General features: G+C 66.6%; 26 protein-coding genes. 9 read left to right on the top strand and 17 right to left on the bottom strand.

The window, feature by feature from the left end; all coding sequences use genetic code 11:
* Positions 1–74: 74 nt before the first annotated feature.
* From V5F68_RS15015 to V5F68_RS15005, 3 genes are all read left to right on the top strand, one after another.
* The gene (locus tag V5F68_RS15015) at positions 75–773 is read left to right on the top strand and encodes a uracil-DNA glycosylase family protein (RefSeq protein ID WP_394013332.1); all 699 of its coding nucleotides are present in this window, start codon (positions 75–77) and stop codon (positions 771–773) included.
* 149 nt (positions 774–922) lie between these two features.
* On the top strand, positions 923–2,059 hold the full coding sequence (locus V5F68_RS15010; protein ID WP_394013331.1) for an Mrp/NBP35 family ATP-binding protein: 1,137 nt from the start codon (positions 923–925) through the stop codon (positions 2,057–2,059).
* A gap of 154 nt (positions 2,060–2,213) precedes the next feature.
* Positions 2,214–3,305 carry a TRAP transporter substrate-binding protein gene (locus V5F68_RS15005; protein ID WP_348847344.1) on the top strand — a complete coding sequence of 364 codons (1,092 nt, stop codon included), beginning with the start codon at positions 2,214–2,216 and terminating at the stop codon, positions 3,303–3,305.
* 84 nt (positions 3,306–3,389) lie between these two features.
* Here the strand turns inward: V5F68_RS15005 and V5F68_RS15000 are convergent, their stop codons facing one another.
* Complete coding sequence (locus tag V5F68_RS15000) at positions 3,390–3,803, bottom strand: hypothetical protein (RefSeq protein WP_394013330.1); 414 nt, start codon at positions 3,801–3,803, stop codon at positions 3,390–3,392.
* 262 nt (positions 3,804–4,065) lie between these two features.
* Between V5F68_RS15000 and V5F68_RS14995 the strand changes: the two genes are divergently transcribed.
* The 4 genes from V5F68_RS14995 to sciP all read left to right on the top strand — a co-directional run bounded on the left by V5F68_RS14995 (position 4,066) and on the right by sciP (position 9,275).
* Positions 4,066–4,995: a glycine--tRNA ligase subunit alpha gene (locus V5F68_RS14995; protein ID WP_394013489.1), complete on the top strand. Its 930-nt coding sequence runs from the start codon at positions 4,066–4,068 to the stop codon at positions 4,993–4,995.
* 26 nt (positions 4,996–5,021) lie between these two features.
* Positions 5,022–6,377 carry an MFS transporter gene (locus V5F68_RS14990; protein ID WP_394013329.1) on the top strand — a complete coding sequence of 452 codons (1,356 nt, stop codon included), beginning with the start codon at positions 5,022–5,024 and terminating at the stop codon, positions 6,375–6,377.
* Positions 6,378–6,438: 61 nt separating this feature from the next.
* Positions 6,439–8,673 carry a glycine--tRNA ligase subunit beta gene (gene glyS, locus V5F68_RS14985; protein WP_394013328.1) on the top strand — a complete coding sequence of 745 codons (2,235 nt, stop codon included), beginning with the start codon at positions 6,439–6,441 and terminating at the stop codon, positions 8,671–8,673.
* A 326-nt stretch (positions 8,674–8,999) separates the two neighbouring features.
* Entirely contained in the window at positions 9,000–9,275 is a 276-nt protein-coding gene (sciP, locus tag V5F68_RS14980) for a CtrA inhibitor SciP (protein ID WP_348847339.1), read from the top strand.
* A 52-nt stretch (positions 9,276–9,327) separates the two neighbouring features.
* On the opposite strand, the gene phnN is transcribed toward sciP, so the two are convergent.
* The 9 genes from phnN to phnG form a co-directional block, all read right to left on the bottom strand.
* Positions 9,328–9,912: a phosphonate metabolism protein/1,5-bisphosphokinase (PRPP-forming) PhnN gene (phnN, locus tag V5F68_RS14975; RefSeq protein ID WP_394013327.1), complete on the bottom strand. Its 585-nt coding sequence runs from the start codon at positions 9,910–9,912 to the stop codon at positions 9,328–9,330.
* Entirely contained in the window at positions 9,909–11,069 is a 1,161-nt protein-coding gene (locus V5F68_RS14970) for an alpha-D-ribose 1-methylphosphonate 5-triphosphate diphosphatase (RefSeq protein ID WP_394013326.1), read from the bottom strand. Before V5F68_RS14970 ends, phnN begins: the two co-directional genes overlap by 4 nt.
* 70 nt (positions 11,070–11,139) lie before the next feature.
* On the bottom strand, positions 11,140–11,889 hold the full coding sequence (gene phnL / locus V5F68_RS14965; RefSeq protein WP_394013325.1) for a phosphonate C-P lyase system protein PhnL: 750 nt from the start codon (positions 11,887–11,889) through the stop codon (positions 11,140–11,142).
* Positions 11,890–11,900: 11 nt separating this feature from the next.
* Positions 11,901–12,692: a phosphonate C-P lyase system protein PhnK gene (phnK, locus tag V5F68_RS14960; protein WP_394013324.1), complete on the bottom strand. Its 792-nt coding sequence runs from the start codon at positions 12,690–12,692 to the stop codon at positions 11,901–11,903.
* Entirely contained in the window at positions 12,689–13,165 is a 477-nt protein-coding gene (locus V5F68_RS14955; RefSeq protein WP_394013323.1) for a GNAT family N-acetyltransferase, read from the bottom strand. The genes phnK and V5F68_RS14955 overlap by 4 nt, the downstream gene beginning before the upstream one ends.
* Positions 13,162–14,061, bottom strand: coding sequence for an alpha-D-ribose 1-methylphosphonate 5-phosphate C-P-lyase PhnJ (locus V5F68_RS14950; protein ID WP_394013488.1), 900 nt, complete (start codon positions 14,059–14,061; stop codon positions 13,162–13,164). Before V5F68_RS14950 ends, V5F68_RS14955 begins: the two co-directional genes overlap by 4 nt.
* A 5-nt stretch (positions 14,062–14,066) precedes the next feature.
* Positions 14,067–15,200: a carbon-phosphorus lyase complex subunit gene (locus tag V5F68_RS14945; RefSeq protein WP_394013321.1), complete on the bottom strand. Its 1,134-nt coding sequence runs from the start codon at positions 15,198–15,200 to the stop codon at positions 14,067–14,069.
* 3 nt (positions 15,201–15,203) lie between these two features.
* A complete protein-coding gene (phnH, locus tag V5F68_RS14940; RefSeq protein WP_394013320.1) occupies positions 15,204–15,803 on the bottom strand; it encodes a phosphonate C-P lyase system protein PhnH in 600 nt (199 codons plus the stop codon).
* On the bottom strand, positions 15,803–16,261 hold the full coding sequence (gene phnG, locus V5F68_RS14935) for a phosphonate C-P lyase system protein PhnG (RefSeq protein WP_348847329.1): 459 nt from the start codon (positions 16,259–16,261) through the stop codon (positions 15,803–15,805). Before phnG ends, phnH begins: the two co-directional genes overlap by 1 nt.
* A 149-nt stretch (positions 16,262–16,410) precedes the next feature.
* Between phnG and phnF the strand changes: the two genes are divergently transcribed.
* Both phnF and V5F68_RS14925 read left to right on the top strand, forming a co-directional pair.
* A complete protein-coding gene (phnF, locus tag V5F68_RS14930) occupies positions 16,411–17,175 on the top strand; it encodes a phosphonate metabolism transcriptional regulator PhnF (protein WP_394013487.1) in 765 nt (254 codons plus the stop codon).
* Positions 17,176–17,183: 8 nt separating this feature from the next.
* Positions 17,184–17,795 carry a pyridoxamine 5'-phosphate oxidase family protein gene (locus V5F68_RS14925; RefSeq protein ID WP_394013318.1) on the top strand — a complete coding sequence of 204 codons (612 nt, stop codon included), beginning with the start codon at positions 17,184–17,186 and terminating at the stop codon, positions 17,793–17,795.
* 143 nt (positions 17,796–17,938) lie between these two features.
* Here V5F68_RS14925 and V5F68_RS14920 read toward each other — a convergent pair whose 3' ends face one another.
* From V5F68_RS14920 to V5F68_RS14890, 7 genes are all read right to left on the bottom strand, one after another.
* A complete protein-coding gene (locus V5F68_RS14920) occupies positions 17,939–18,268 on the bottom strand; it encodes a c-type cytochrome (RefSeq protein WP_394013317.1) in 330 nt (109 codons plus the stop codon).
* A gap of 298 nt (positions 18,269–18,566) precedes the next feature.
* Positions 18,567–19,427, bottom strand: a complete 861-nt coding sequence (phnE, locus tag V5F68_RS14915) for a phosphonate ABC transporter, permease protein PhnE (protein WP_394013315.1) — start codon at positions 19,425–19,427, stop codon at positions 18,567–18,569.
* Complete coding sequence (gene phnE, locus V5F68_RS14910; RefSeq protein WP_394013314.1) at positions 19,424–20,320, bottom strand: phosphonate ABC transporter, permease protein PhnE; 897 nt, start codon at positions 20,318–20,320, stop codon at positions 19,424–19,426. Before phnE (V5F68_RS14910) ends, phnE (V5F68_RS14915) begins: the two co-directional genes overlap by 4 nt.
* A 72-nt stretch (positions 20,321–20,392) precedes the next feature.
* Entirely contained in the window at positions 20,393–21,313 is a 921-nt protein-coding gene (gene phnD / locus V5F68_RS14905) for a phosphonate ABC transporter substrate-binding protein (RefSeq protein ID WP_394013313.1), read from the bottom strand.
* A gap of 191 nt (positions 21,314–21,504) precedes the next feature.
* The gene (gene phnC / locus V5F68_RS14900) at positions 21,505–22,320 is read right to left on the bottom strand and encodes a phosphonate ABC transporter ATP-binding protein (RefSeq protein ID WP_348847321.1); all 816 of its coding nucleotides are present in this window, start codon (positions 22,318–22,320) and stop codon (positions 21,505–21,507) included.
* Positions 22,321–23,048: 728 nt separating this feature from the next.
* Positions 23,049–24,308 carry an amidase gene (locus tag V5F68_RS14895; protein ID WP_394013310.1) on the bottom strand — a complete coding sequence of 420 codons (1,260 nt, stop codon included), beginning with the start codon at positions 24,306–24,308 and terminating at the stop codon, positions 23,049–23,051.
* Positions 24,309–24,354: 46 nt separating this feature from the next.
* Positions 24,355–25,359 carry a polysaccharide deacetylase family protein gene (locus tag V5F68_RS14890; protein ID WP_394013309.1) on the bottom strand — a complete coding sequence of 335 codons (1,005 nt, stop codon included), beginning with the start codon at positions 25,357–25,359 and terminating at the stop codon, positions 24,355–24,357.
* Between the last annotated feature and the right edge of the window lie 123 nt (positions 25,360–25,482).

Raw genomic sequence — 25,482 nt, 5'->3', positions numbered from 1 at the left:
GCCGCCGACCCATATGAGGGGATCGGGATCGCGGCGTGTGGCCGCGACCGCCTGTTGGGCACGGCATATTGAGGATGGACGATAAACCGACCAAGCCGGTCGCGGGGGAGGGGCAGGGCCCGCAAGCCCCGGCGCCGGCCGGTGGACTGGATGCGCTGGTCGCGGCCATTTCGGCGTGCCGCGCGTGCATCGAGGCGCCGTTCGGCGCGCCGCTGCCTCATATGCCGCGTCCGGTGCTGCGGGTGTCGCGAACCGCGCGAATCCTGGTGGCGAGCCAGGCGCCGGGCACAAAGGTGCATCTCTCCGGGCTTCCGTTCACCGATGCTTCCGGGGATCGGCTGCGCGCCTGGATGGGCGTGAGCAAGGACGAGTTCTACGACGTCTCGCGCATCGCCATCGCCCCCATGGGATTCTGCTTTCCGGGCCAGGATGCGGCCGGCGGCGACCTGCCGCCGCGCCGGGAATGTGCCAGCCTCTGGCACGACCGGCTGTTTGCCGCCCTGCCGCAGTTCGAAATCGTGCTGACCATCGGCCGACCGGCGCAGGCCTATCATTTCCGCCGGCTCGGCCTCGGCGGCCTGCTCGGCTCCAGCCTGACGCAGACGGTGGAGAATTGGCGCGCGGTGCGGGCGGCAGCGGTGCGCCCGCGCATCTATGCCTTGCCCCATCCCTCCTGGCGCAACACCGGCTGGCTGAAGCGCCACCCCTGGTTCGAGGCCGAGGTGCTGCCCGAGCTGCGCGCAGAGGTGCGCCACGCCCTGTCGGCGCGCTGAGAGGGCGTGGCGCACCGGGTCGCCCATCTTTCGAGCCGCGCCACCTTGTGCCGAGCCTTGCCTCCCGCCACCTGATGCTTTACCGCCCCCACGTGAATGTGAGGCGGTCACCCGATTTCGCGGGTGTCGGTCCATGAAGGAGACGCCGAATGTCCGAAGTGACGGAAGCCGAGGTTCGGGCGACGCTCGCTCAGGTTCGCACCCCCGAGGGTGTGCCGCTGTCCGCCTCGCCCGCCCTGTCCGGTGTCGTCGTCACCTCCGGCAAGGTCTATCTCTCCATCAATGTGGACGCGGCGCAGGCGCGTGCCTGGGAAAGCGTGCGCATCGCCGCCGAGACGGCGGTAAAAGCACTGCCGGGCGTTGCCTCGGCGCTGGTGGCGTTGACCGCCGAGCGCAAGATGGGCGCGCGCCCCGCCGGCGCTCCGCCTGCCGCGGCGGGTCACAGCCATGGCGCACCGGGAGGCGCACCCGCGCGCGCCATCGAGGTGCCCGGCGTCAATGCGATCATCGCGGTCGCCTCCGGCAAGGGCGGGGTGGGAAAATCCACGGTCGCCATCAATCTGGCGCTCGGCCTGCGAGACCTCGGCCTGAAGGTCGGGCTGCTGGATGCGGACATCTACGGCCCGTCCGTGCCGCGCCTTTCCGGCGTGCACGGCAAGCCGGAACTTGTGGACGGGCGCACCATGCTGCCGCTGGAGAATTTCGGCCTGCAGCTCATGTCCATCGGCTTCATGGTGGAAGAAGACACGCCCATGATCTGGCGCGGGCCGATGGTGATGTCGGCCCTGTCGCAGATGCTGCGCGAAGTGAAATGGGGGCCGCTCGACGTGCTGGTGGTGGATATGCCGCCCGGCACCGGGGATGCACAACTCACCATGGCCCAGCAGGTGAACCTGGCCGGTGCGGTGATCGTTTCGACCCCGCAGGACCTGGCGCTGATCGACGCGCGGCGTGGCATCGCCATGTTCAATCGCGTGAACGTGCCGATCCTCGGCGTGGTGGAGAACATGTCCTATTTCCTGTGCCCGCATTGCGGCGAGCGCTCGGACATCTTCGGCCATGGCGGCGCGCGGGACGAGGCGAAGAAGATGAACGTGCCGTTCCTCGGCGCGATTCCCCTGCACATGCGCATCCGCGAGATGTCGGACGCCGGCGTGCCGATCCTCGTCAGCGATCCACAGAGCCCGCAAGCAGACATCTATCGCGACATCGCACGCAATGTGCGCGCCTCCATGGATCGGCTCGGCGCGAGCGCACGCAAGGCGCCGCGGATCGTGATCGAATAGATCACATCGGCGAGATGCTTCGGCGGTGGTGAATTTTCTCCATGGCGCCGGTCGCCAAGGTGGGGTTGCATCCGTTAGAAGAAAGTCGCGGATGACCCCGCGACACTTTGGTCTTACGCAGGTGGTCACAAAAGAATTTCAGGGAGTGCAATCAATGAAACGCCGTGAGTTCCTCACCGCCGCCGGAGCGGGCGTCGCAGCGTCCACCGCCATCGCCATGCCGGCGATCGCCCAGACGATGCCGGAAGTGAAGTGGCGCTGCACCTCGTCCTTCCCCAAGTCCCTCGACACCATTTACGGCGCAGCCGAGCTGATGGCGAAGTCGGTGTCCGAAGCGACCGACGGCAAGTTTCAGATTCAGGTCTTCGCCGCCGGCGAAATCGTGCCCGGCCTCCAGGCCCTGGATGCGACGCAGAACAAGACCGTCGAGATGTGCCACACGGCGTCGTATTATTACGTCGGCAAGGACCCCACCTTTGCGTTCGGCTCGGCCTTTCCGTTCGGCCTCAACGCCCGCATGATCAATGCGTGGTTCTACCATGGTGGCGGCCTGGAGCTGCTCAACGAATTCTACAAGAAATATAATGTCTACATGCTTCCCGGCGGTAACACCGGCGGCCAGATGGGCGGCTGGTTCCGTAAGGAAATCAAGACCGTGCAGGATCTGCAGGGCCTGAAGATGCGCATCGCCGGCATCGCCGGGCAGATCATGGCCAAACTCGGCGTGGTGCCGCAGCAGCTGGCCGGTGGCGACATCTATCCGGCGCTGGAAAAGGGCACGATCGACGCGGCCGAATGGGTCGGCCCTTATGACGACGAGAAGCTCGGCCTGCAGAAGGTGGCTCAATATTACTATTATCCTGGCTGGTGGGAGGGCTGCGCCTCGCTGACCTTCTTCTACAATCAGGAGAAGTGGAACGAGCTGCCGAAGAACTACCAGGCCGTGCTGCGCAGCGCCGCCGCCCAGGCCAATGGCGATATGCTCGCCAATTATGATGCGAAGAATCCGAAGGCTGTTCAGAGCCTTGTGAAGGCGGGCGCCCAGCTGCGCCGGTTCCCGAATGAAATGATGGACGCCTGCTACAAGGCCGCCCAGGAACTTTATGAGGAAATCGGCGCCAAGAACCCGGACTTCAAGAAAGTCCACGATCACGCCAAGGCGTTCCGCAATGAGGAATACCTCTGGTGGCAGATCGTCGAATACACCTATGACGATTACATGGTGCGGGCCCGCACACGCGGCTGACCCCAGACGGATCTGTGTAGACGAGAACGCCCGGAATGCAGTGCATTCCGGGCGTTTTTACTTAACTAACGGCTCTTAGGTCGATCAGCGGGTGGCACCCGGGGTGGCCTGGGTGCGGCCGCCTTCCTGCGCCGGGCCCTTGTGCGGATCCTGTCCGGCAGCGGTGCCGCTGCGCGGGGTGATGGAGCCGGTGCTGTCGATGACGCCGCCGCTGGTGCTGCTACCGCCCGGCGAGGCCTGAGCGCGACCGCCTTCCTGCGCGGGACCCGAATGGGGGTCGGCGGCAGTGGTGCCGGAACGCGGGGTGGGCGAAGCGGCTTTGTCCATGGGTGCGATCGCGCCGGAACCGCTGGCACCCGGGGTGGCCTGGGTGCGGCCGCCTTCCTGGGCCGGACCCTTGTGCGGATCCTGTCCGGCTGCGGTCCCGCTCATCTGGGCGGACGCGCCGATGGTCGAAAGGGCCAGGAACGCTGCCGTGGCCAGAGTGAGTTTGCGCATGTCGTGTTCTCCTTAAGTGAACTCCCACTGCGCACCCAACGCGAGCTCGGCTAACTGGTTCAATCACACAAAGTTTGAGCGGTGGCGTGACGCTAGGCGGGAACCAATGGGCCGCTGCTTGATCTCCCTTCGCCTCCCGCCTAGTGTCCGCGCGCGTTCCCAAGGGAGCGCCTCGCGTCCTCAGAGGTCGCGGTGTGCAGCGGGAAGCGGCGGGGCCGCCGCCCGCGAGCCGCGCCGTCGCCGCAGTCAGAACGATGCCATGATCGATCCCACGCTTCCGTCGCATATGCGGCCCGACCGTTCCTTTCAGGGCCTCCTGCTCGCGCTCCAGCGCTTCTGGGCGGACCAGGGGTGCGTCGTGCTGCAGCCCTATGACATGGAAGTGGGAGCCGGCACCTTCCATCCTGCGACCACGCTGCGCGCGCTGGGCCCGAAGCATTGGCGCGCCGCCTATGTGCAGCCCTCGCGCCGCCCGAAGGACGGGCGCTATGGCGAGAACCCCAACCGGCTACAGCATTATTACCAGTTCCAGGTGATCCTGAAGCCCTCGCCGGACAACCTCCAGGACCTCTATCTGCGCTCACTCGCCGCCATTGGCATCGACACCGCGCTCCATGACGTGCGCTTCGTCGAGGACGATTGGGAGAGCCCGACGCTCGGCGCCTGGGGCCTCGGCTGGGAATGCTGGTGCGACGGCATGGAAGTCTCGCAATTCACCTATTTCCAGCAGGTGGCGGGCTTCGAATGCGCCCCGGTTTCCGGTGAATTGACCTATGGCCTGGAACGCCTCGCCATGTATGTGCAGGGCGTGGAGAACGTCTACGACCTGAACTTCAACGGTCGCGAGGGCGCCGAGAAGACCACCTATGGCGATGTGTTCTTGCAGGCGGAAAAGGAATATTCGCGCCATAATTTCGAATATGCCGACACCGACATGCTGTTCGAGCAGTTCAAGATGGCGGAAGCCGCTTGCGCGAAATATCTCGCGGACGGAGATGTGGGCGAGCGCCATCTGATGGCTCAGCCGGCCTATGACCAGTGCATCAAGGCCTCGCACGTCTTCAACCTGCTGGATGCGCGCGGCGTGATCTCGGTCACCGAACGACAGAGCTATATCCTGCGGGTGCGCGAACTCGCCAAGGGCTGCGGGGCGGCCTGGCTGAAGACCGAGGCCGGCGGCGCCGCTGCCTGAGGCGCAAGGGGAGTGGGGAAGGCGCCATGAGCGATGCGATGCCCATGGATTGCCCCGTGCCCGCGCCACCAAGGCCGGTCACGCCCCACATGCTGGCGGCGGGCGCTGCGGGCAACCTGCTGGAATGGTACGATTTCGCTGCCTACGGCTTCCTGGCCAGCATTTTTGCGAAAAATTTCTTCCCCAATTCCAGCCCGGTCATCGGCCTTCTGTCGGCGTTCGGCATTTTCGCGGCGTCCTTTCTCATGCGGCCGCTCGGTGCCGTGCTGTTCGGGCATATCGGTGACCGCTACGGACGCCAGCGGGCGCTGTTCATATCCGCCGCTTTGATGACGGTTTCCACGGTCGCGATCGGCCTGCTGCCTACCTATGCCATGGCGGGCGCGGCGGCCCCGGTGCTGCTGCTGGTCCTGCGCCTCGCCCAAGGTGTTTCCATCGGCGGAGAGTTCACCACCTCCGCGGTCTTCCTCGCGGAGAACAGCGCGCCGCGCTGGCGCGGGCTGGTGAGTTCCTTCTCCACCGTGGGCAGCAATGGCGGCACGCTGCTGGGTTCTGGCGTCGGCGCTTTGACGGCCTCGTTCCTCACACAGGATCAATTGGTGGACTGGGGCTGGCGCATTCCCTTCCTGCTCGGCGTGGTGCTCGGCGCGTTCGCCTTGTTCGTGCGCAATTCCATGGTGCAGGATGCGGGCACGGCGCAAGCCGGGGAGGAGCCGCCCATGGTGCGGGCCTTCCGGGAGGATTGGCGCGCGATCCTGCGGGCCAATGCCATGACCTTCCTGATCGGCGTGATCTTCTATCTGATCTTCGTCTATCTCACGACCTACATGCAGCAGGTGGACCATCTCAGCGCGCGCGTGGCGCTTCAGATGAACACCGCGAACATGATGGTGACGCTGATCCTGTGCGTGGTCTTCGCCGCCCTCAGCGACCGCATCGGACGCAAATGGGTGCTCGGCGCCGGGTTTTTCGGGATGATCGTGTTTTCCTGGCCGCTGTTCCGCCTGCTGAGCAGCGCGGTGGCCGAGGAGGTGTTCCTCGGGCAACTGGGCTTTGCGGTGCTGATCGCGCTCGGCGGCGGCACCATGCCCGGCACGCTGGTGGAAATGTTCGCGCGCCGCACCCGCTGCTCGGCGGTGGCGATCAGCTGGAATCTCGGCGTCGGCATCGGCGGCGGCACGGCGCCCATCGTCGCCGTGTTTCTCCAGGAGCGGCTGGACAGCGCCATGGCGCCCGCGCTCTATCTCATCGTGCTCGCGGCCATCGCGCTGGCCGGTCTCCTCACCATGGAGGACCGCAGCGGAATGCCGCTGGATCGCGAACAGGCGGACGCGCCATCTCGACGCGATACGCGAAACCCTCTAGGCAACAGCCAGACCTGACTTCACTCCAGAAGGCGCCCGCGCGCCGCCCCCCGTCTTGCGGGAGGATGAGCCAAAGCCAATGCCCGACCTGCTCCTTGAACTGTTCAGCGAAGAAATCCCCGCCCGCATGCAGGCGCAGGCGGCGGAATCGCTCCGCAAGCTCGTCACCGATGCCCTGGTGGAGCGCGGCCTGCTCTATGAGGGCGCGAAAGCCTTCGTGACGCCGCGCCGCCTCGCGCTTGCCGTGCACGGCCTGCCGGGCCGGCAGAGCGATACGCGCGAGGAGAAGAAGGGGCCGCGCGTCGGCGCGCCGGACGGGGCCATCCAGGGCTTCCTGAAGAGCGCCGGCCTTGCCTCCATCGATCAGGCGAGCATTCAGAGCGACCCCAAGAAGGGGGATTTCTACGTCGCGGTGGTGGAGCGGCCTGGGCGGCCGACCACCGAGGTCATCGCCGAGATCGTGCCGCAGATCGTGCGCACCTTCCCCTGGCCGAAATCCATGCGCTGGGGCACGGGCAGCCTGCGCTGGGTGCGGCCGCTGCATTCCATCCTGTGCACCTTCGGCACCGAGGTCGAAGACCCGGAGGTGGTGCATTTCGAGATCGACGGCATCGTCTCCTCCGACATCACCCACGGCCATCGCTTCCTGGCCCCGGCGCCCATCAAGGTGCGGCGGCTGGAGGATTATCTCGCCAAGCTGGAGGCCGCCAAGGTGGTGGTCGACCGCGACCGCCGCAAGGACATCATCCTCGCCGACGCGAAGGACCTCGCCCTGGTTCACGGGCTGGACCTCGTGGAGGACGAAGCGCTGCTGGAGGAAGTGGCCGGTCTCGTGGAATGGCCCGTGGTGCTGATCGGTCAATTCGAGGAGGAGTTCCTCTCCATCCCCGACGAGGTGATCCGCGCCACCATCCGTGCCAACCAGAAGTGCTTTGTGCTGAAGGATCCGAAGACCGGGCGCCTCGCCAACCGCTTCATTTTGATTTCCAACATCGCCGCGAGCGACGGCGGCGTGCAGATCATCGCCGGCAACGGGCGGGTGATCCGCGCCCGCCTGTCGGATGCGAAATTCTTCTGGGACACGGACCGCAAGGGCACGCTGGAAGGCCGGCTCGGCAAGTTCGATTCTGTCACCTTCCATGAAAAGCTCGGCAGCCAGGGCGCGCGCATTGCGCGCATCGCCCGTTTGGCAGAGGAGATCGCGCCGCATGTGGGCGCCGATCCCGCGCTCGCCGCGCGTGCCGCGCGGGTGGCGAAAGCCGACCTGCTGACCGAGGTGGTCGGCGAGTTCCCCGAGCTTCAGGGCCTGATGGGCCGCTATTATGCCCAGGGCGAGGGCCTTCCCGCCGAGATCGCCGCCGCAAGCGAGGATCATTACAAGCCGCAAGGTCCCTCAGACCGCGTGCCCACCGCGCCGGTGTCCATCGCCGTCGCGCTGGCGGACAAGATCGATACGCTGGTCGGCTTCTGGGTGATCGACGAGAAGCCGACAGGCTCGAAGGATCCCTACGCGCTACGCCGCGCCGCGCTGGGCGTCATCCGCATCGTGCTCGACAATAACCTGCGCCTGCCACTGCTGCCGCTTCTGGTCTCGGCGACGCGGCCAATCCTCGGGGAGGCGCATTACGCCAGCCACCCGCACGATGTGTTCCGCGTGGGTGCGCTGGCCGACAAGGTGGTCAGCGACCTGCTGCAGGGCCTCGCCCGGCGGATCCTGAAGCTGGCGCCCGGCGCGGATGCGCAGACCATGGAGCGGGCCGAGGGACAGACCCTCTCCGGCGACGTGGCGCGCGACCTGCTCGCCTTCTTTGCCGAGCGGCTGAAAGTGCATCTGCGCGAGCGCGGCGCGCGCCACGATCTGGTGGACGCGGTGTTCGGCCTCGCGAACCAGGACGATCTGCTGCTGATCGTGCGCCGCGTGGAGGCGCTTCAGCGCTTCCTGGAGACCGAAGACGGCAAGACCTTGCTGGCCGGCTATCGCCGCGCGGTGAACATCCTGCGTATCGAGGAGAAAAAGGACGGCGAGCGCTATGAGGGGCCGGCAGACGCCCGCTTCCTCGTCGAGCCGGCCGAGGAACGCCTCGCGGCAATGATCGAAACCGTCAAGCCTCAGGTGGTGGAAGCGGTGGCGCAGGAGGATTATGCGGCGGCGATGGCGGCATTGGCCCATCTGCGTGGCCCGGTGGACACCTTCTTCGAAGCGGTGACCGTAAACGCCCCCGAGCCGCAATTGCGCATCAACCGCCTCAAACTGCTGGATGAGATCCGCGCTTCCACGCGTGCGATCGCCGATTTCGACCGGATCGAGGGGTAATTCCCCGCCCGTCACGCGGCGGGCATCCCCCAATACCATTGGAAGCCGCCGTGCCTTGCGTAAAGCAGGAGCGCGGCGGTTGCCGTTTTGTGGGGTTTGTTTCGATTCGTCTTTCTGCGCCGGGAGGCGTTGGCGTTTTCGTTTCCAGTTATCGTGTGTAGCAATGGCAATCATGTGAGTATGACTTGCGCATTTACACATAAGTTATAGATTTTAACTCGCGTTAATAGAAGTAAATAACACCTTTTTATTGTCCTTTAGGGAAATCTTCATCGCCGCCTGTCACGTTCGCCCTGGGTTGGGTTGAGTAATGGGTGAGCGTAGCAATGACCGATGCCTATCGGCCTAGGGTGAAATACGTGATCGGGCCCGATGGGAGCCCGCTGACCATCGCGGATCTGCCGCCGCCGGACACTCGACGCTGGGTGATACGACGCAAGGCGGAAGTGGTGGCGGCGGTGCGCGGCGGGCTCATCAGCCTGGAAGAGGCGTGCAAGCGCTATACGCTCACGGTGGACGAGTTCCTCTCGTGGCAGGCTTCCATCGACCAGCACGGCTTGCCCGGCCTGCGCACCACGCGCATTCAGCATTATCGCAATTAATCCCGACGGCCCGGTCTTTGGCCGGCGCCGAAAGGGCGCGCCCGCGGCAGGCTCAGGCGGGCGCGTGCGCGGCGATGAAATCGGCGAGGCGCGTGCCGCATTCCTCTGCCGGGCCGACATTTTCAAGCAAGAGATCAGGCTGAAGGTCGATCTGCGGCGCCCGCTCCAGGCGCTCGCGGATATCGTCCTCCGCTTCGCGCCCGCGGGCGGCGAGGCGGGCGGCGCGCAGGGCCACCGGCGCGCTCACATGCACCACGAACAGGCGGGAAAAGCGCTTGCGGGCCTCCGGCAAGGTGGCACGCGAGCCGTTCGCCACGACCACATGGCCCGCGCGCACCTGGGCGGCCACTTCCGCCCCAAGGGCGTAGGAGAGGCCGTGCGCTTGCCAGGAGAGGGCGAATTCCCCCTCTCGGGCGGCGAACTCCCGCGCGCTCAAGGTGCCGTGTTCCTCGCCCGCGCCTGCCGGGCGGGTCACCAGCCGGCGCGCGAAATGCACGTTCGCGTTTTTTGAAAGACGCGCGCGGGCGATGTCCAGCAGCGTGTCCTTGCCGGCGCCGGAGGGGCCGACCACCAGGATCAGCGCGCCGGGGCCGAGCGGCCGCGCCGCCTCGGCGATCGCGTCCTGCATCAGGCTCATGCCACGCGCCGCCCCTCGCGCCACACGGCGGTGGCCACGGGCAATTCCCCCGCGAGGCGCACCCGCACCAGATCCGCCCGCTTGCCCGGTGCGATCTCGCCGCGATCGGTGAGGCTCGCGGCGGCGGCGGGCGTGCGGGTGACCATGGCGACGGCTTGCGGCAAGGTGATCTGGCTTTCGCGCTGGGTCAAATCGAAGGCAGCCCATAAAAGGCTAGACGGCACATAATCCGACGACAGGATATCGAGCAAGCCCGCCTGCGCCAGGGACTGGGCGGAGACATTGCCGGTGTGTGAGCCGCCACGCACCAGATTGGGCGCGCCCATCAGCACGCGGATGCCGGCGGCATGCGAGAGGTGGGCGGCCTCGTGAGTGGTGGGGAATTCCGCGATGGCCACGCCGTCGCCGATGGCTTCCTCCACATGGGCGTCGGTGCCGTCGTCGTGGCTCGCCAGCACGATGCCCCGATCCCGCGCGATGGCGACGAGGCTGGCGCGATTCTCGCGCGCAAAACGGCTATGGAACTCCAGGCGGGCCTTGACGATGATGTCCATCTCTTCGTCGGTGATGCCGCTCTTCTTCTTATAATAGCTGCGGAACTGGTCGATGGTGGCGAACTGGCGCTGACCCGGCGTGTGGTCCATCAGCGAGACGAGGCGCACGTCGTGCGCATCCATGATCGCCTGCGCTTCTTCCACCACCGTGTCGGTCGCCACCTCGCAGCGCAGATGGATGAGATGGTCGGCCCGAAGCGCCCCGGCGGCGCGGGCTTCCGCGAGTGCGGTGGCCAGCAGGGGCGCATCGCCATCCATGCCCACGGCGCGCCGGTCCGGCCATACCCGGAGCGAATCGAACACGGTGGTGATGCCCGAGGCGGCGATCTGCGCATCATGGGCGAGCACCGCCGCCACCGGGTTCCAACGCACCTTGGGACGGGGCGCGAGATGGCCTTCCACATGATCGGTGTGCAGTTCCACGAGGCCCGGCAGCAGATAATCGCCCGCGAGATCCTCGGCGCCGGCGGGCACCGCGCCGGTGCCGATTTCGACGATCCGCCCGTCGCGTACGCGCACGTGGCCGTTCAGGACCTCGTCGGCCAGAACGATGCGGGCATTGGCGAAAACGCTCTCGGAACCGGAAGCGGTCGGGTCGGACATGGCAAGGCCTTTTCATCGCATCGCCGCGCGCGGAGGCGCACTCCGGCGACAGGTGGAAGGGGGACCGCGCCTAATGCGCGGCGGAGAAACCGGAGACGTCCACCACCAGATCGGCCACCGCCTCGCGCACCTCGCCATCGTGGAAGATGCCGAGCATGCCGACGCCCTCGGCCTTCTTCTCGCGGATCAGTTCGATAACCACGGCGCGGTTGGCGGCGTCGAGGGATGCGGTGGGTTCGTCCAGCAACAGGAGGCCCTGGGCGCCGATGAAGCCGCGGGCGATATTCACCCGCTGCTGCTCGCCGCCGGAAAAGGTCGCGGGCGGCAAGCCCCAGAGCCGTTCGGGCAGATTGAGGCGGGCGAGCAAGGTGCGCGCCCGCGCCAGGGCGGCTTGCGCCTCCACGCCCTCGGCGCGCAGCGGCTCGGCCACCACGTCCAGCGTGGAGACGCGGGGAATGACGCGCAGGAACTGGCTGACATAGCCGATGCGGTCGCGCCGCAACCGTAGCACCCGGCGTGGCGCGGCGCGGGCCACGTCCACCTGCTCGGCGCCGTCGGCGATCAGGATCGCGCCGGCATCGGTGCGGTAATTGCCGAATACCATCTTGAGGATGGAGCTTTTTCCGGCGCCCGAGGGGCCGCCGAGCGCGACGCAGGTGCCGGCGCGTACCTCGAAGCTCACGCCTTCCACCACCGGCAGGCGCATGCCGTCGCGCAGATGCAGCGTGAACGCCTTGGAGAGGCCCTTCACTTGCAGAAGCGGAACGGCCCGTGTGTGGACGCCGTCGGCAGCCGGCGTGGGAGAGATGTGGGTGTTCATCGCGAGGCTCCTTATGCCGCCAGCACGGAGGAGACGAGCAACTGGGTATAGGGCTCGCGCGGGTCGTCGAGCACCTGGTCCGTCAGCCCCTCCTCGATCACCCGGCCGTGGCGCATCACCAGGATGCGGTGGGAGAGGAGCCGCGCGACGGCAAGATCGTGGGTGACGATGATCACCGCCAGGCCAAGGTCGGCCACCAGCGAGCGCACCAGATCCAGCAGGCGGGCCTGCACGGAAACGTCGAGGCCGCCGGTGGGCTCGTCCATGAACACGAGGCGCGGGCGGGTGACGAGATTACGGGCGATCTGCAGGCGCTGGCGCATGCCGCCGGAAAAGGTGCGCGGATCGTCGTCCATGCGGTCGCGGGCGATCTCGACCCGGTCGAGCCAGTCGCCGGCTTCGTCGCGGATCTCGCCATAGTGCCGCCAGCCGACCGCCATCAGCCGTTCGCCCACATTGCCGCCGGCGGAGACCGCCATCCGCAGGCCCTGTTCGGCGTGCTGGCGCACGAAACCCCAATCGGTGCGCAGCAAAAGCCGCCGTTCGGCCTCGGCGAGATCGGCGAGATCGCGCATCACGCCGTCGCGCATGCGGTAGGAGACGGCGCCGCCGGTGGGCGCAAGCTCGGTGGAGAGCAGGCCGAGCAGCGTCGACTTGCCCGAGCCGGATTCGCCCACGATGGCCACCACCTCGCCGGGATGGACATCGAGATCCACATCGCGGCAGCCGAGCCGGGCGCCGTAGAATTTCGTCAGGCCGCGCGCGCTGAGCAGCGGCTGATCGTCGTCGGCAAGGGCGCTCATGCATCCTCTCCCGCAAGCTCGATATGGAAGCTGAGGCCGTGGCGCGCAAAGCCGAGCTGCTCGTAGAAGGCGTGGGCGCGCGCGCGCTTCTGGTTGGAGGAGAGGACGAGCTTGTAGCAGCCCTTCTCCGCTGCATGGGCCATGGCGACGCGCATCATCTCGCGCCCGATGCCGGCGCCCTGCATGTGGGGCGCGACCACCACATCCTCGACGATCGCCGAGGGCGCGCCGAGATGGCCGAGATTGATCATGATGAGCAGGGCGAACGTGCCCACCACCGTGCCGCCCGCCTCGGCGACATAGAGCTTGTAGTCCGGATAGTCGCTGAAGCGGCGGAACAGGACCTTTGCCGCGTCCAGCGGCAGCATGGCGCCGTCGTCCATGCCGGGCTGGGCATAGAGCGCCAGCACTGCCGGCAGGTCCGCTTCGGTGGCGTGGCGAACCGTGAGGGTGGGGGCGTCGAGCACGCTCATGCGGCGTCCTCCGCCGATGCGCCCGGCGCGCCGTCCACGGGCACGCCCAACTCGCCCACATGGCCGGCGTCGCGCCGCTCGGCGCAATAATCGGTGTCCGAGCACACGAACATGCGCCCGCCCTTGTCGTCGAGCACCACCTCGTCGAGATAGACTCCCTTCGCGCCGCACAGGGCGCAGGGCTTCGCGAAATGCTGGACCGTGAAGGGGTGGTCCTGGAAATCCAGCGACACCACGCGGGTGTGCGGGGGAAGCGCATAGATGCGCTGCTCGCGTCCGGCGCCGAACAGCTGGAGCGCCGGGCTGTCGTTCAGCTTGGGATTGTCGAACTTCGGGATCGGCGAGGGGTCCATCACATAGCGGCCCGACACCGACACCGGATAGGCATAGGTGGTGGCGATATGGCCGTGGCGGGCGATGTCCTCATAGAGCTTCACATGCATCAGGCCGTAATCGGCGAGGCCGTGCAGCTTGCGGGTCTCGCTCTCGCGCGGCTCCAAAAACCGCAGCGGCTCGGGAATCGGCACCTGATAGACCAGCACCTGCCCTTCGTGGAGCGGCGCCTCGGGCACGCGGTGGCGCGTCTGGATGATGGTGGCGTCCTGTGTGCGGGTGGTGGTGGCGACGCCGGCCGTGGTCTCGAAGAAGCCCCGGATGGCGACCGCATTGGTGGTGTCGTCCGAGCCCTGGTCGATCACCTTCAGCACGTCGTCCGGCCCGAGGATGGAGGCGGTGACCTGCACGCCGCCGGTGCCCCAGCCATAGGGCATGGGCATCTCGCGGCTGGCGAACGGCACCTGATAGCCGGGAATGGCGATGGCCTTCAGGATCGCCCGGCGGATCATCCGCTTGGTCTGTTCGTCCAGATAGGCGAAATTATAGGTGATGGCCGGCATCTGGCTCATTCCGCCGCCTCCGCATGTTCGCCCGCGTCCTCGGCGGGCTGGGCGTGGGTCGCGCGCATGCGGCGCACCAGGTCCAGCTCGGCCTGGAAATCCACATAATGCGGCAGTTTCAGATGCTCGACGAAGCCGGTCGCCTGCACGTTGTCCGAATGGGAGAGCACGAATTCCGCATCCTGGGCGGGGGCGGATTTCTCCTCGCCCAGCTCGGCATGACGCAGCGCGCGTTCCACCAGCGCCATGGACATGGCCTTGCGCTCGCTCTGGCCGAACACGAGGCCGTAGCCGCGCGTGAATTGCGGTGGCACCTGCGCCGAGCCCTGGAACTGCGTCACCATCTGGCATTCGGTGAGGGTGATTTCGCCGAGCGGAACCGCAAAGCCGAGTTCCTCCACGAACATGCTGATTTCCACCTCGCCCATGCGCACCTCGCCGACGAAGGGATGGGTGCGGGCATAGCCGCGCTGGGTCGAATAGCCGAGGGCCAGCAGGAACCCTTCATCGCCGCGCGCCAGATTCTGCAGGCGCACCGACCGATCGGCGGGAAAGGTGAGGGGCGCGCGGGTAATGTCGCCGGGTTCGCGACCCTCGTCCGGCGGCGAGGCCTCGATCAGCCCCTCGTCGCCGAGCAGGTCCGTGACGCGTGCCATGGCGACCGGTGGATCGGGCGGCGCCACCGAGGGCGCCACGGGAGGCGTGGCGGCCTCCCGTGCGGGGGCGGCGGCGAAGGTGGCGAGGCTCGGGTCCAGCAGGCGGTGGGTATAGTCGAAGGTCGGCCCCAGAACCTGCCCGCCCGGCAGATCCTTGAAGGTGGCGGAAACCCGCCGGCGCACGCGCATGGGGCCGGTTTCCACCGGCAGGGCATAGCCGAAGCGCGGCAAGGTGGTGCGAAAGGCGCGCACCAGGAAGATCGCCTCGATCATGTCGCCGCGCGCCTGCTTCAGGGCGAGCGCGGCGAGGCTGCGATCGTAGAGGGCGCCTTCGGCCATGATGCGGTCGACGGCGAGGGTGAGCTGTCCGGCGATCTGGTCGATGCCGATTTCCGGCACCTCGGGATCGCCGCGCCGGGTCTCGGCGAGCAGGGCATGGGCGTTGCGGATGGCGGCTTCGCCGCCCTTTACGGCCACATACATGGCTCAGGCCTCCGCGATGACACGCGCCGAGCGGGGCAGGCCGAGCACGGCCCCCGGCGCGACGAGGATGAGGTCCACGCCCAGCGGAAAGATCTGCCGGTTGGCGACAAGGCGGGCGGCAAAATCGGCGGGCAGGGGCGCGGCGGCAAAGCCGACGCGGGTCGCAATACCCGGCCCTTCCAGCAGCAGCGGACCTTCGCCGAGGCGCTCCACCTGGACGATCAGGGTGGTGGACCGGTCGGGATAATCCGGCTCGCCGAGGGCGAAGTGCGTGAAATCCGGCATGGCGGCGGCGTCAGCCACCAGGGCGAAGCGCGCGGCGGCGGGCGCCTCGACCAGTGGGGCAGAGGTATGAAAGCGTAGGAAGGCGACCACCGCCGGCGCGGCGGCCAAGGCGGGGTCGAGCCAGACCGGGGTCTCGTAATCCAGCAGCGCCAAAGCGATGGTGGCGATTTCGGGCGAGAGCGGCGCCGGGGGCGCGAGACGGCCGGGCAGGGGCACCGGGCGGCCGGGCTGGGCGAGCGCCCACATCACCGCCTTGAAGACTTCCTGCGCCTCGCGCGGGGCGTCAGCGAAGCCGGGCGCCAATGCTGTGGCGGGCATCAATCTTCTCCCCGTACCATCGTGAAGAAATTCACCTTGGTCGCCTCCGTCTTCGCGGCACCCTGCGTCACTTCATCGTCAAGCCGGCGGCGTACATGGGCGAGGGCCAGTTCGACGGCGCCGCGCAGGGCTTCGTCTTGCCATAAGGCGTCAAGGATGGCGGCGGCTCGCGCGCGTTTTGGCTCGCGTCCGAGCATGTAGGAGACACCGGTGGCCCCTGATTCGAGTTGCACCGCAGCGCGCGTCACGGTCGCTTCGCCCAGGTTGAAGGGCGAGCCGTCGCCACCGACGCGGCCGCGCAGCATGGCGAGGCCGACATCCGGCGCCCGCAGCTCCCGCAAGGGCGGCAAGGGTGCGAATCGTTCAACGGCGGCGTCTAATTCTTCCTGCGTGGCGCGGGAAAGAAGGCGCATCATTTCAATGCGGCGGGCGGTTGCTTCGTCCGGGCTGTCGTTCATTGCGCTCGATCCTCGGGTCAGGCTGCAGCGCGATCTGCCGATTGGAGGTATCGTGTGGTGCCTCTGGAACTACTTTGTATAATGATATATACAAATAAGCAAGGCGGCCGGGCAAAGCGGTCGCAAAAATGAGGGGAACGGTGACGACCATGGACGAAATGGGTCACGCTGCGATGACAGAAACGGTGGAAGTGGATGTGAAGCGCGGCTCGGGCATCGCGCTGTGGAAACAGATCGCCGAGCGCCTCGAGGGCGAGATCAGTTCCGGTGTGTACGCGCCGGGCGCGCGGCTGCCGGTGGAGGCGGACCTCGCGCTGCGCTTCGGCGTCAACCGCCACACCGTGCGGCGCGCCTTGGCCGTGCTCTCCGAGCAGGGGATGATCGAGGCCACCGCTGGCCGCGGCACCTTCGTGAAGGAAGCGCCGCTGCGCTATCCCATCGGCGCGCGCACCCGTTTCTGCGAGATCGTCTCCGCCAATGGGCGCGAGCCGTTCGGCCGCTGCCTCGGCTCGGTGGTCGAGCCGGCGAGCCGCGAAGTGGCCCTGGCGCTTGAAATTCCCGAAGGCACGCCGGTGCTCTCCATCGAGACCATCCACGAGGCGGATGGGGTCCCCATTTCCTGCGGGCGGGCCTATTTCCCCCAGGCGCGGTGCCGCGACCTCGACCTCGTCTATGCCGCCACCGGCTCGCTGACGCGGGCGCTCGCCACCATTGGCATTCTGGATTTCCGGCGCCGGGAAACCCGCGTTTCCGCACGCCCCGCCAACGAAAGCGAACAGGAACGCTTGTCGCTCAGCCCCGGCCGGGCCGTGATGGTGGTGGAAAGGGTGGATGTGGAGGCCAACGGCACGCCCTTGCAATGGGGCCGCGCCAGCTTCGCGGCCGACCGGGTCCAACTCGTCATCAAGCCCTGAGAGCATCCATGAGCAAAATCGAGAGCCGCGAGGCGCTGCGTACCCTTTACAAGCCCGCGCACGGCCGCTCCGTGGCCAAGGAAATTCATGTTCTCGACCGACATTGCCGCCACTTCATCGCGCTGAGCCCGTTCGTGCTGCTGGCGACCGGCGGTGCCGACGGCTCCATGGACGTGTCGCCCCGGGGCGACCAGCCCGGCTTTGTGGCGGTGGAGGACGACACCACGCTTCTCCTGCCCGACCGCCCCGGTAACAACCGGCTCGATAGCCTCGAAAACATATTGGAGCGCCCCGGCGTGGGGCTGCTGTTCCTCATTCCCGGCGTGGACGAGACCTTACGGGTGAACGGGCGGGCGGAGATTCATGCCGACGCTGCGCTGTGCGCGCGCTTCGCGGTGGCGGGCAAGCTGCCGGCGAGCGTCCTGAAGATCACGGTCGATTCGGCTTACCTGCATTGCGCCAAGTCGCTCATGCGCTCGGCCTTGTGGAGCCAGGACGCGCAGATCGCGCGTTCGGCCCTGCCGACCATGGGCGAGATGCTGAAGGACCATGCCGGCCTGGAGGCGCTGCCGGAGACGCAGGAAGACATGCTGCGGCGCTACGCGAGCGTGCTCTACTGAGCGGCGGAGCGGGTTCAGATGGTCGTCAAGTCGGCGGAGCGAGCGGCTCGGGCCCGCTCCGCTTCGAGGCCATCCGGTGAAGAGAGCGGGCCGAAGGACCGCCGGCTCTTCGCCTCATCGGGTGCGCACGCCGTGGCCGGCGTTCACCTCAAGGTTTTCAGATAGGCGATGACAGCCGCGACCTCCTCCGGCTTCTTCAGGCCGACAAAGGCCATCTTGGTGCCGGGGACCGTGTCTTTGGGACTGGCCAAGTATTTAGTAAGGGTGGCGTCATCCCACGTGAGTCCGGAATTCTTCATGGCGGGGCTGTACTGATAGCCCGCGACACTTCCGGCCTTCATGCCGACGATTCCGAAGAGCGACGGTCCGATGGCGTTCCTGCCCGCTTCGACCTTATGACAGGCCTTGCATTGATTGAAGGCCGTGGGCGGATCGCCGGCCTGAGCGGTCGCGGTGAGCAGCAGGAGCGCCATGGCAGCGCCTCCAGACATTTTGAACATGATAACCCCTCTGGACTGGCTGTTTTTCATCCACCCGCGCCCTGCATGAGGGAGGGATGTGGCCCAAACGCCCGAAGGGTAGCCCCCCTTTTGATCGCCCGGCCGGCCGCTTGCGTAGCTGCTACATTGGAACCTGTCCAGAGAGCGCAACATTCAGCGGGGCGAAAGATTTTGGCCGCGTCCGCAAGCCAGCGTTGACGCGATTTCTTAAGGCGAAACCGCAATCCGCTTTTGGTTTGCTGAAAGCGCCCGAGCCGCTGCGGGAACCGCCTCAGACCACCTCTTTGCGGCCGATGATGGCGAAGCGCAGGCGCGAGGAGATGAAGTCGATCACCGCCACCATCACCAGCATCATGAGGATGAGGAAGCTCACCTTCTGCCATTCCAGCACGCGGATCTGCTCCACGAGGTGAAGCCCGAGCCCGCCCGCGCCGACGATGCCCACGATGGTGGATTGGCGCGAGTTGCTTTCGAAAATATACAGCACCTGGCTGGTGAGCACCGGCATCACCTGCGGCAGCAGGCCGAAGCGCACCGCATCGACGGCCGAGCCGCCGGTGGAGAGGATGCCTTCCACCGCCTTGCGATCCGTGGCCTCGATGGCCTCGGAGAACAGCTTCGCGAAAATCCCGGCGCTCGCGGTGGCGATGGCCAATATGCCGGCGAACGGGCCGAGCCCGACGACCGTGACGAAGATCAGTGCCCAGATCAGCCGGTCCACGCCGCGCAGCACGTCCATGAAGCGCCGCATGGCCATGTGTATGACGAGGTTCGGCACCACGTTGCGCGCGGCGATGAAGCCCATGGGCAGGGCGAGGAGCGCGCCGCAGAAGGTGCCGAGGAAGGCGATGGAGAGCGTCTCGCCCAGCGCGTGGATGTAGAGGTTCAGCTGCGTGCCCGGATCAGGCGGCACCATCAGCGTGACGAACAGCCAGAGCTGGCGGATGCCGCTGCCGATGCGGGCGAAGCTGAATTCCAGGCGCCACATGGCGTAAAGCGCCAGCAGCACCAGAAGTGTGATGGCGCCGAGGGTCAGCGCGCGCTGGAGCAGCGAGGGCGCAAACACCTGGGGAAATGCCTTGGCGAGGCGCGCGCGGTCTTGCGCGGTGGGGGTGAGGCGCGCGCGGCTCATGCCCGGCGCTCCGTGCCCAGCAGCGCGTGGCGGATCTGCTCGGTGACAAGGTCGATGATGACCACGGTGCCGATGATCAGCAGCAGGATGGCCGAGACGTCGGAATAATAGAATTTGCGGATCGCTTCCACGAGGTCCTGCCCGATGCCGCCGGCACCGACAAAACCCATGATGGCGGCTTCGCGCACATTTTCCTCGAAGCGCAGCAGGCCGTAGGACGCGAAATTGGAGAGCACCTGCGGCAGCACCGCGAAACGCACGGTCTGCACCCAGTCGGCGCCGGAGGCGGTCGCCCCGTCCACCGGCTTCATATCGATGTTCTCAACCACCTCGGCGAACAATTTGCCGAGCGCGCCCATGGTGTGGAGGGACAGCGCGAGCACGCCGGGCATGGGGCCGAGGCCGAACGCCACCACGAACAGCAGGGCGAACACGATCTCCGGCACGGTGCGGCAGAATTCCAGGAAGCGGCGGGTGCCGAGGCGGATCCAAGGCGAGCGCACCAGGTTCGCGCTGGCGAGGAAACAGAGGCAGAAGGCACCGATGCCGCCGAACACGGTGCCGAGATAGGCGATGAGGATCGTATCCCACAGCAGCTTCAACCAATGATCCAGGTTCCAGAACCATTCGCTAAGGTCAGTGGAAAGGTTTGCAAGGGTGAGGGTGGGCGTAATGTTGTAAAAATAGCTGCCGAGCCGGTTTGCATTCGCCAGGAAGACGGCCGGCTTCACCTCGCCCATCCAGGAGGAAAGGGCGATGCACACCACGAGCACCGAAAGGCCGATATAGACATGGCGTCGCCGCGCGGCCATCGCCGCCGCATACCGGCGGGCCAGCGGCGCGAGCTGCTCGGCCGGAAGAGTCGCGAATGCGTGGGGCAGGGGAAAGGGCATCGTTGCGTTGCTCTGGTCCGTCGGGCACCTGGAAAAAGAGCGGCCCGGTGAGACCGGGCCGCTCCTTCGGCGTCAGGACGCCTTCTTCTTGCGCAGTTCGTCGACAAACTTGATGAGCTCGATCACCGGCTGGTAGGCCGCATTGTCCACCGGCTGCCAGGGCTGGGCCTTGCCTTCATAGATCTTGTCGAAGGCGGTCTTGTCGTTCTTCTGGATCGAGAAGAAGGCGTCGCGGATCTTCGCCTTCAAGTCCGCCGGCAGGTCCGACAGATAGGCATAGGGCGAATTCACGATCAGGTCGGACGTATAGATGATGCGGAAGTCCGAATACTTCGCCATCCCCTTGCGATCCATACGCATGAGGTTGGATTCGTTTTCGTCGTTCCACCAGTTGAAGGCGGCGTCGCAGGTGCCCTGCTGCACGGCGATCACGGCGTTTTCATGCGAGCCGGCATACACCACCTTGCTGAAATAGGTGTCCGGGGTGATGCCCATCTTGTTCAGGGCGAAGCGGGGCACGTTGTTGCCCGAAGTGGAGTTCGGGTCCACCAGGCAGAGATTCTTGCCCTTCAGATCCTCGATCGACTTGTAGGGGCTGTCGGCCTTCACATAGAGCACCGAATGATAGCCCTTGGTGCCGTCCTGGTTCACTTCGATCGCGAAGGCTTCGGTCTTCACGCCGGTGAGCAAAGCGCGGGCGAAGGAGGCCGGGCCGTAGGAGGCGATCTGGACGTTGCCGGCGCGCTGGCCTTCGATCACGGCCGCATAATCGTTGGCGACCCGCAGGGTCACCTTCACGCCGAGCTCCTTTGAGAGATAGTCCATCAGCGGCTGGTAGCGGTCGGTGACGCCCGAGGCGTTCTCGGCCGGGATCACCGCGAACACCAGCTCGGGATACTTGGCTTTCCAATCCTGGGCGGCGGCGGCGCCGGCGAAGCCGGCGGACAGAACCGCAGCGGTCGCCACGGTCATGAGGGTACGACGGGTCAGCATGTCTCGCTCCTTGAGGATGCGGGTAGGATGTAGGGTATGGAAACGCTTGAAATCACGCGTACTTTTGGAAAACCGCGCGCGGCTTTGGGCTGCGCGAAGAGGCATTCGCCTGCGCTGTCGAGATCACGCGCGCGCCGCTTGCGCGCCCGTGGCTGGGGGACGGCCGCGACTGCCGCGGCCGCGGGGCGGGCTCACACGGTGGCGGCTCCCGGCGCCAGGGCGGGCTCGAACTGCGGCTCGGCCGCGGCGCCTTCCAGATCCATGACCTCCCCGGCCTCAAGCCCGTAAAGCTCGCGGGCGACCCCTTCGGTGAGGGCTTGCGGCGCCCCGTCGAACACCACGCGCCCGTTCGCCATGCCGACGAGGCGGTCGCAATAGGTCCGGGCGAGGTCGAGCGAATGCAGGTTGCACAGCACGGTAATGCCGAAGTGCTTGTTGATCCGCAGCAGGGCGTCCATCACCACCTTGGTGTTGCGCGGATCGAGCGAGGCGATGGGCTCGTCGGCGAGGATCACGCCCGGCTCCTGCACCAGGGCGCGGGCGATGGCGACGCGCTGCTGCTGGCCGCCGGAAAGGCTGTCGGCGCGCTGGGCGGCGAGCTGGGCAATGTCGAATTGATCCAGGGCGGTCAGCGCGATCGCCTTGTCCTGCTCGCTCCACACCTTCGAGAGCGCGCGCCAGCGCGGCATGGTGGACAGGCGCCCCATCAGCACGTTGGTGAGCACGTCGAGGCGACCCACCAGATTGAACTGCTGGAAGATCATGGCGGCCTGCGCGCGCCACAGGCGCAGCTCCCGCCCCTTCAGTGCCGTGACGTCGACGCCGTCATAGCGAATTGCGCCGCCGCTCGACGGCTGCAGGCGATTGATCATGCGCAGCAAGGTGGACTTGCCGGCGCCCGAACGGCCGATGACGCCGATGAAGGCGCCCTGACCGATCTCTAGGTTGACGTCCGACACGGCGACCTTATCGCCAAATCGGCAGGTCAGCCCTTCGATCACCATCATCTGGTTTGCTCCGGTGCTTACCGGGCATTTTCTTAAGTGGGCGCCGCAACAGTCTTATGACACTGGGGTGATCGGGCGCCGGTGCGGCCTTGCAAATCCTCCAAGGCGGCGCTTCACAAATCCGTCACGGGCGTCACTTCGCGGCCCGAAAACCTAATTGTTGGGACAAAAATACATTTGCTGCCAAAGGCATAGGGAGGGGCCCCTCGCACGCGGTCCGCCTTGCAGACCCATGTGGAAAAGCGGCGCATGCCCCCGGCAAATCCCTGCGTCCCATCATGGGGCCTGAGGAGCGGGTCGGCGATTTCGCTGTGGACCGCGCTGATTTTGCGCGCAGCCTGACGCGCGGACATTGAGGCACGCGGCGCCGGAGAATTTCTCTCCAGCGCCGCGCCGATCGACCTGCCCTTCGCGATTTTTGATCTTTTACGAAGGCGGCTTGGGCGTGTGGCTAAACTCAAATCATGCCCAGGAGCACCGCGCCGATGACGGCGAAAGCGGTGCTCACTTTCAGCATGTCGAGTATCGAGCCCAGGTCCACTTCCCAAGTCCCTTTTTGGTCGATCTCCGCGCGAAGCTTAACAAAGACCAAAGATTGGAAAAGCAAATAACGTTGCCGCAGCGCGGCGCTTTATCCTGCGCCGCAGCGCCTCCGTTTCACGAACTTAAGGATAACATCCACATGGCGCCTTTCGCACTGCACATGCGCCATGTTGATATATTGTATTTCAGCTTTGGAGGGCGCGCTCCAGGAAAGCTGCGACGGTCAAAGCGGTCCGATCCCGCCCAAAACGCCCCACGATCTGCACCCCCATGGGAAGGCCGTTCGCCCCTGAAAGGCCGGTCACGTTCACCGTCGGCGTGCCCATCAGCGTCCACAGCCGGTTGAAGATGGCGGAGCCGGTGGTGCCGTAGCCTTCAGGCGCCGTGCCGGGCGCGGAGAAGGTGAGGATGGCGTCATAATCCGCAAAGAAATCGCCCAGCCGCTGGCGGGCGCGCTTGGCGGTGCGGCGGGCGGAATCGTAATCGTCCGGCTGCACCTTGGCGGCTTGGTCCAGATAGCGCGCCAGCAGCGGGGAGAACTGGTGGCGCAGGCGGTCATATTCGTCGGCGAACGCGATCGCGCCTTCGAAATCCTGGATCGTGGAATGAATCGTATCGGCGGCCTCCAGTTCGGCCGGAAGTTCGATTTCACTCACACTTGCGCCGGCGGCCGCAGCGGCACGCGCGGCCTCATCCAGTGCCGCATGGGCATCCGCCGAAGCCTGGTCGGCGCGCACCGTGCGGATGACCGCGATGCGGGGGGCCGCCGCCACCTCAGTGCCGATGTCGAGATCGCGCCCGGTCAAGCCGGCAGCGGCGAACGCCACATCCTGCACGCGCGCGCCGAACAGCCCGATCGTGTCGAGATGCCAGGAGAAGGTCTTCATGCCCACGGTCGGCAGGATGCGGAAGGTGGGCTTATAGCCGGTGACGCCGCAATAGGAGGCCGGCCGGATGACCGAGCCGCCGGTCTGGGTGCCGATGGAGAAGGGCACCATGCCCGCCGCCACCGCCGCCGCGGAGCCGGCCGAAGACCCGCCGGGCGTATGGCTGAGCCGGCGCGGATTGCGCGTGATGCTCGGTTCCAGAAAGGCGAATTCGGTCGTCACGGTCTTGCCGAGCAGCACGCCGCCGCCGCGCCGCCCCTGGCTCACCACCGGCGCGTCCGCCGCGGGGCGGTGGCCGGCATAGATCGGAGAATTGTATTCGGTGGGCAATTCGCGGGTGTCGAGAATGTCCTTCACCGCGAAGGGCACGCCTGCCAGCGGGGTCTCGGCGCGCCCGGGCACCTGCGCGGTGGCGCGGGCTGCATCGAGATCAAGCGCGGCGAACGCATGCACATCCTGCTCATGCTCTTCGATGGCCTGCGCGCACAGGTTCACGAGGTCGAGGGGCGTAAGGCGGCCGGATCGCACATCGTCGGCAAGGTCGCGGGCCAAGAGCATCGGAAGGTCTTTCTTTTGGTTCGCAGATCGGGGTGAGAAAGCGGCCTCAGGGGCGCGAGAGGATGTGGCGGCCGGTCCGCGCGGCCTCGTCATAGACACGGGTATCGCCCGGGCGCTCGGAATAGCAGGTGGAGGCGATCACGGGCTTTCCGGCAGCGATGAGATCGGACACGGTCACAAATCCATAGCCTTTCGCCCGCAGCGCCGGGATCAACAGCTTGAGAGCCTCCGCCGTGTGCTTGCCGCGCCCGTTAGCGTGCATCAGCACGATGGAGCCGGGGCGGATCGCGCGCAGCATGTTTTGCGCCATCAGGTTCGCGCCGAGAAAGGCGGGGTCTGCGGAATCCACGTCCCACTGGATCGCCAGATGGCCGGTCTCGTTGACGTGGCTCATGGATTCGACGCTGCAGGAGCCGTAGGGAAAGCGGAAGAGCGCCGGGCGCGCGGGCACTTTCTCCAGCATGCAGCCGGCCTGTGCCGCATTGGCGCGGGCGAGCCCGAAAGCGGTGTCCGCATCGTCCACCTGCCGCGACATGGCTTCCCCGGTCTTCACCGCGAGATTGGCGTGGGACCAGGTGTGGTTGCCCATCTCGAAGATCGGATCGGCGAGAATCTGGGCGGCGCGGTCGGGATGGCTGAGAATCCATTTGCCGCCGCCGAAGAAGGTGGCGGGCACCTTCTCCGCGCGCAGATAATCCACCAGCGCGCCATCATAGCCGGAGACCTCGCCGGAGGCCTCGCACAGATCGAAGGTGAGGGCCACCAGCTTCACTCCCGCCGGCAGGTCCACCCGGCGGATCGAGCCGGAAAGCGCCGCCGGGACGGGCTGTGCCGGGGGCAGGCGCAGATCCGGCAAGGCCGGCGGGGCGCCCGTGGCGCGGCGCACGATCTCCTCGCCCGGGCGTGATTGCAGGACGTTGGGCGCGTAGCAGGCCGGCGCCGCATGGGCCGGCACGGCGAACGCGAGCGCCAGGAGGACAGCGGCATGCCGCAGGACGGCGGGGCGGAACGGAAGGGAAAAGGGCAGGGGCATGATGGGTGGGAGTGGCATGGTCCGCGTGGCCTCGCAAGGCTTACCCGCGCAAAGCTGCGGTCGTGGCCTTGCAGCCGGCGCAGTTCGCGCCCGGCCAGCCCTTGTGCGCCTTGCGGAAGGGTCTGCGCGCGCCGAAGATCG

This window comes from Roseixanthobacter pseudopolyaromaticivorans (assembly GCF_043195145.2).
Taxonomy (GTDB): Bacteria; Pseudomonadota; Alphaproteobacteria; order Rhizobiales; family Xanthobacteraceae; genus NCEH01.
Note: the sequence above shows the minus strand (reverse complement) of the source record. Positions and strands in the feature narration are given on the sequence as shown.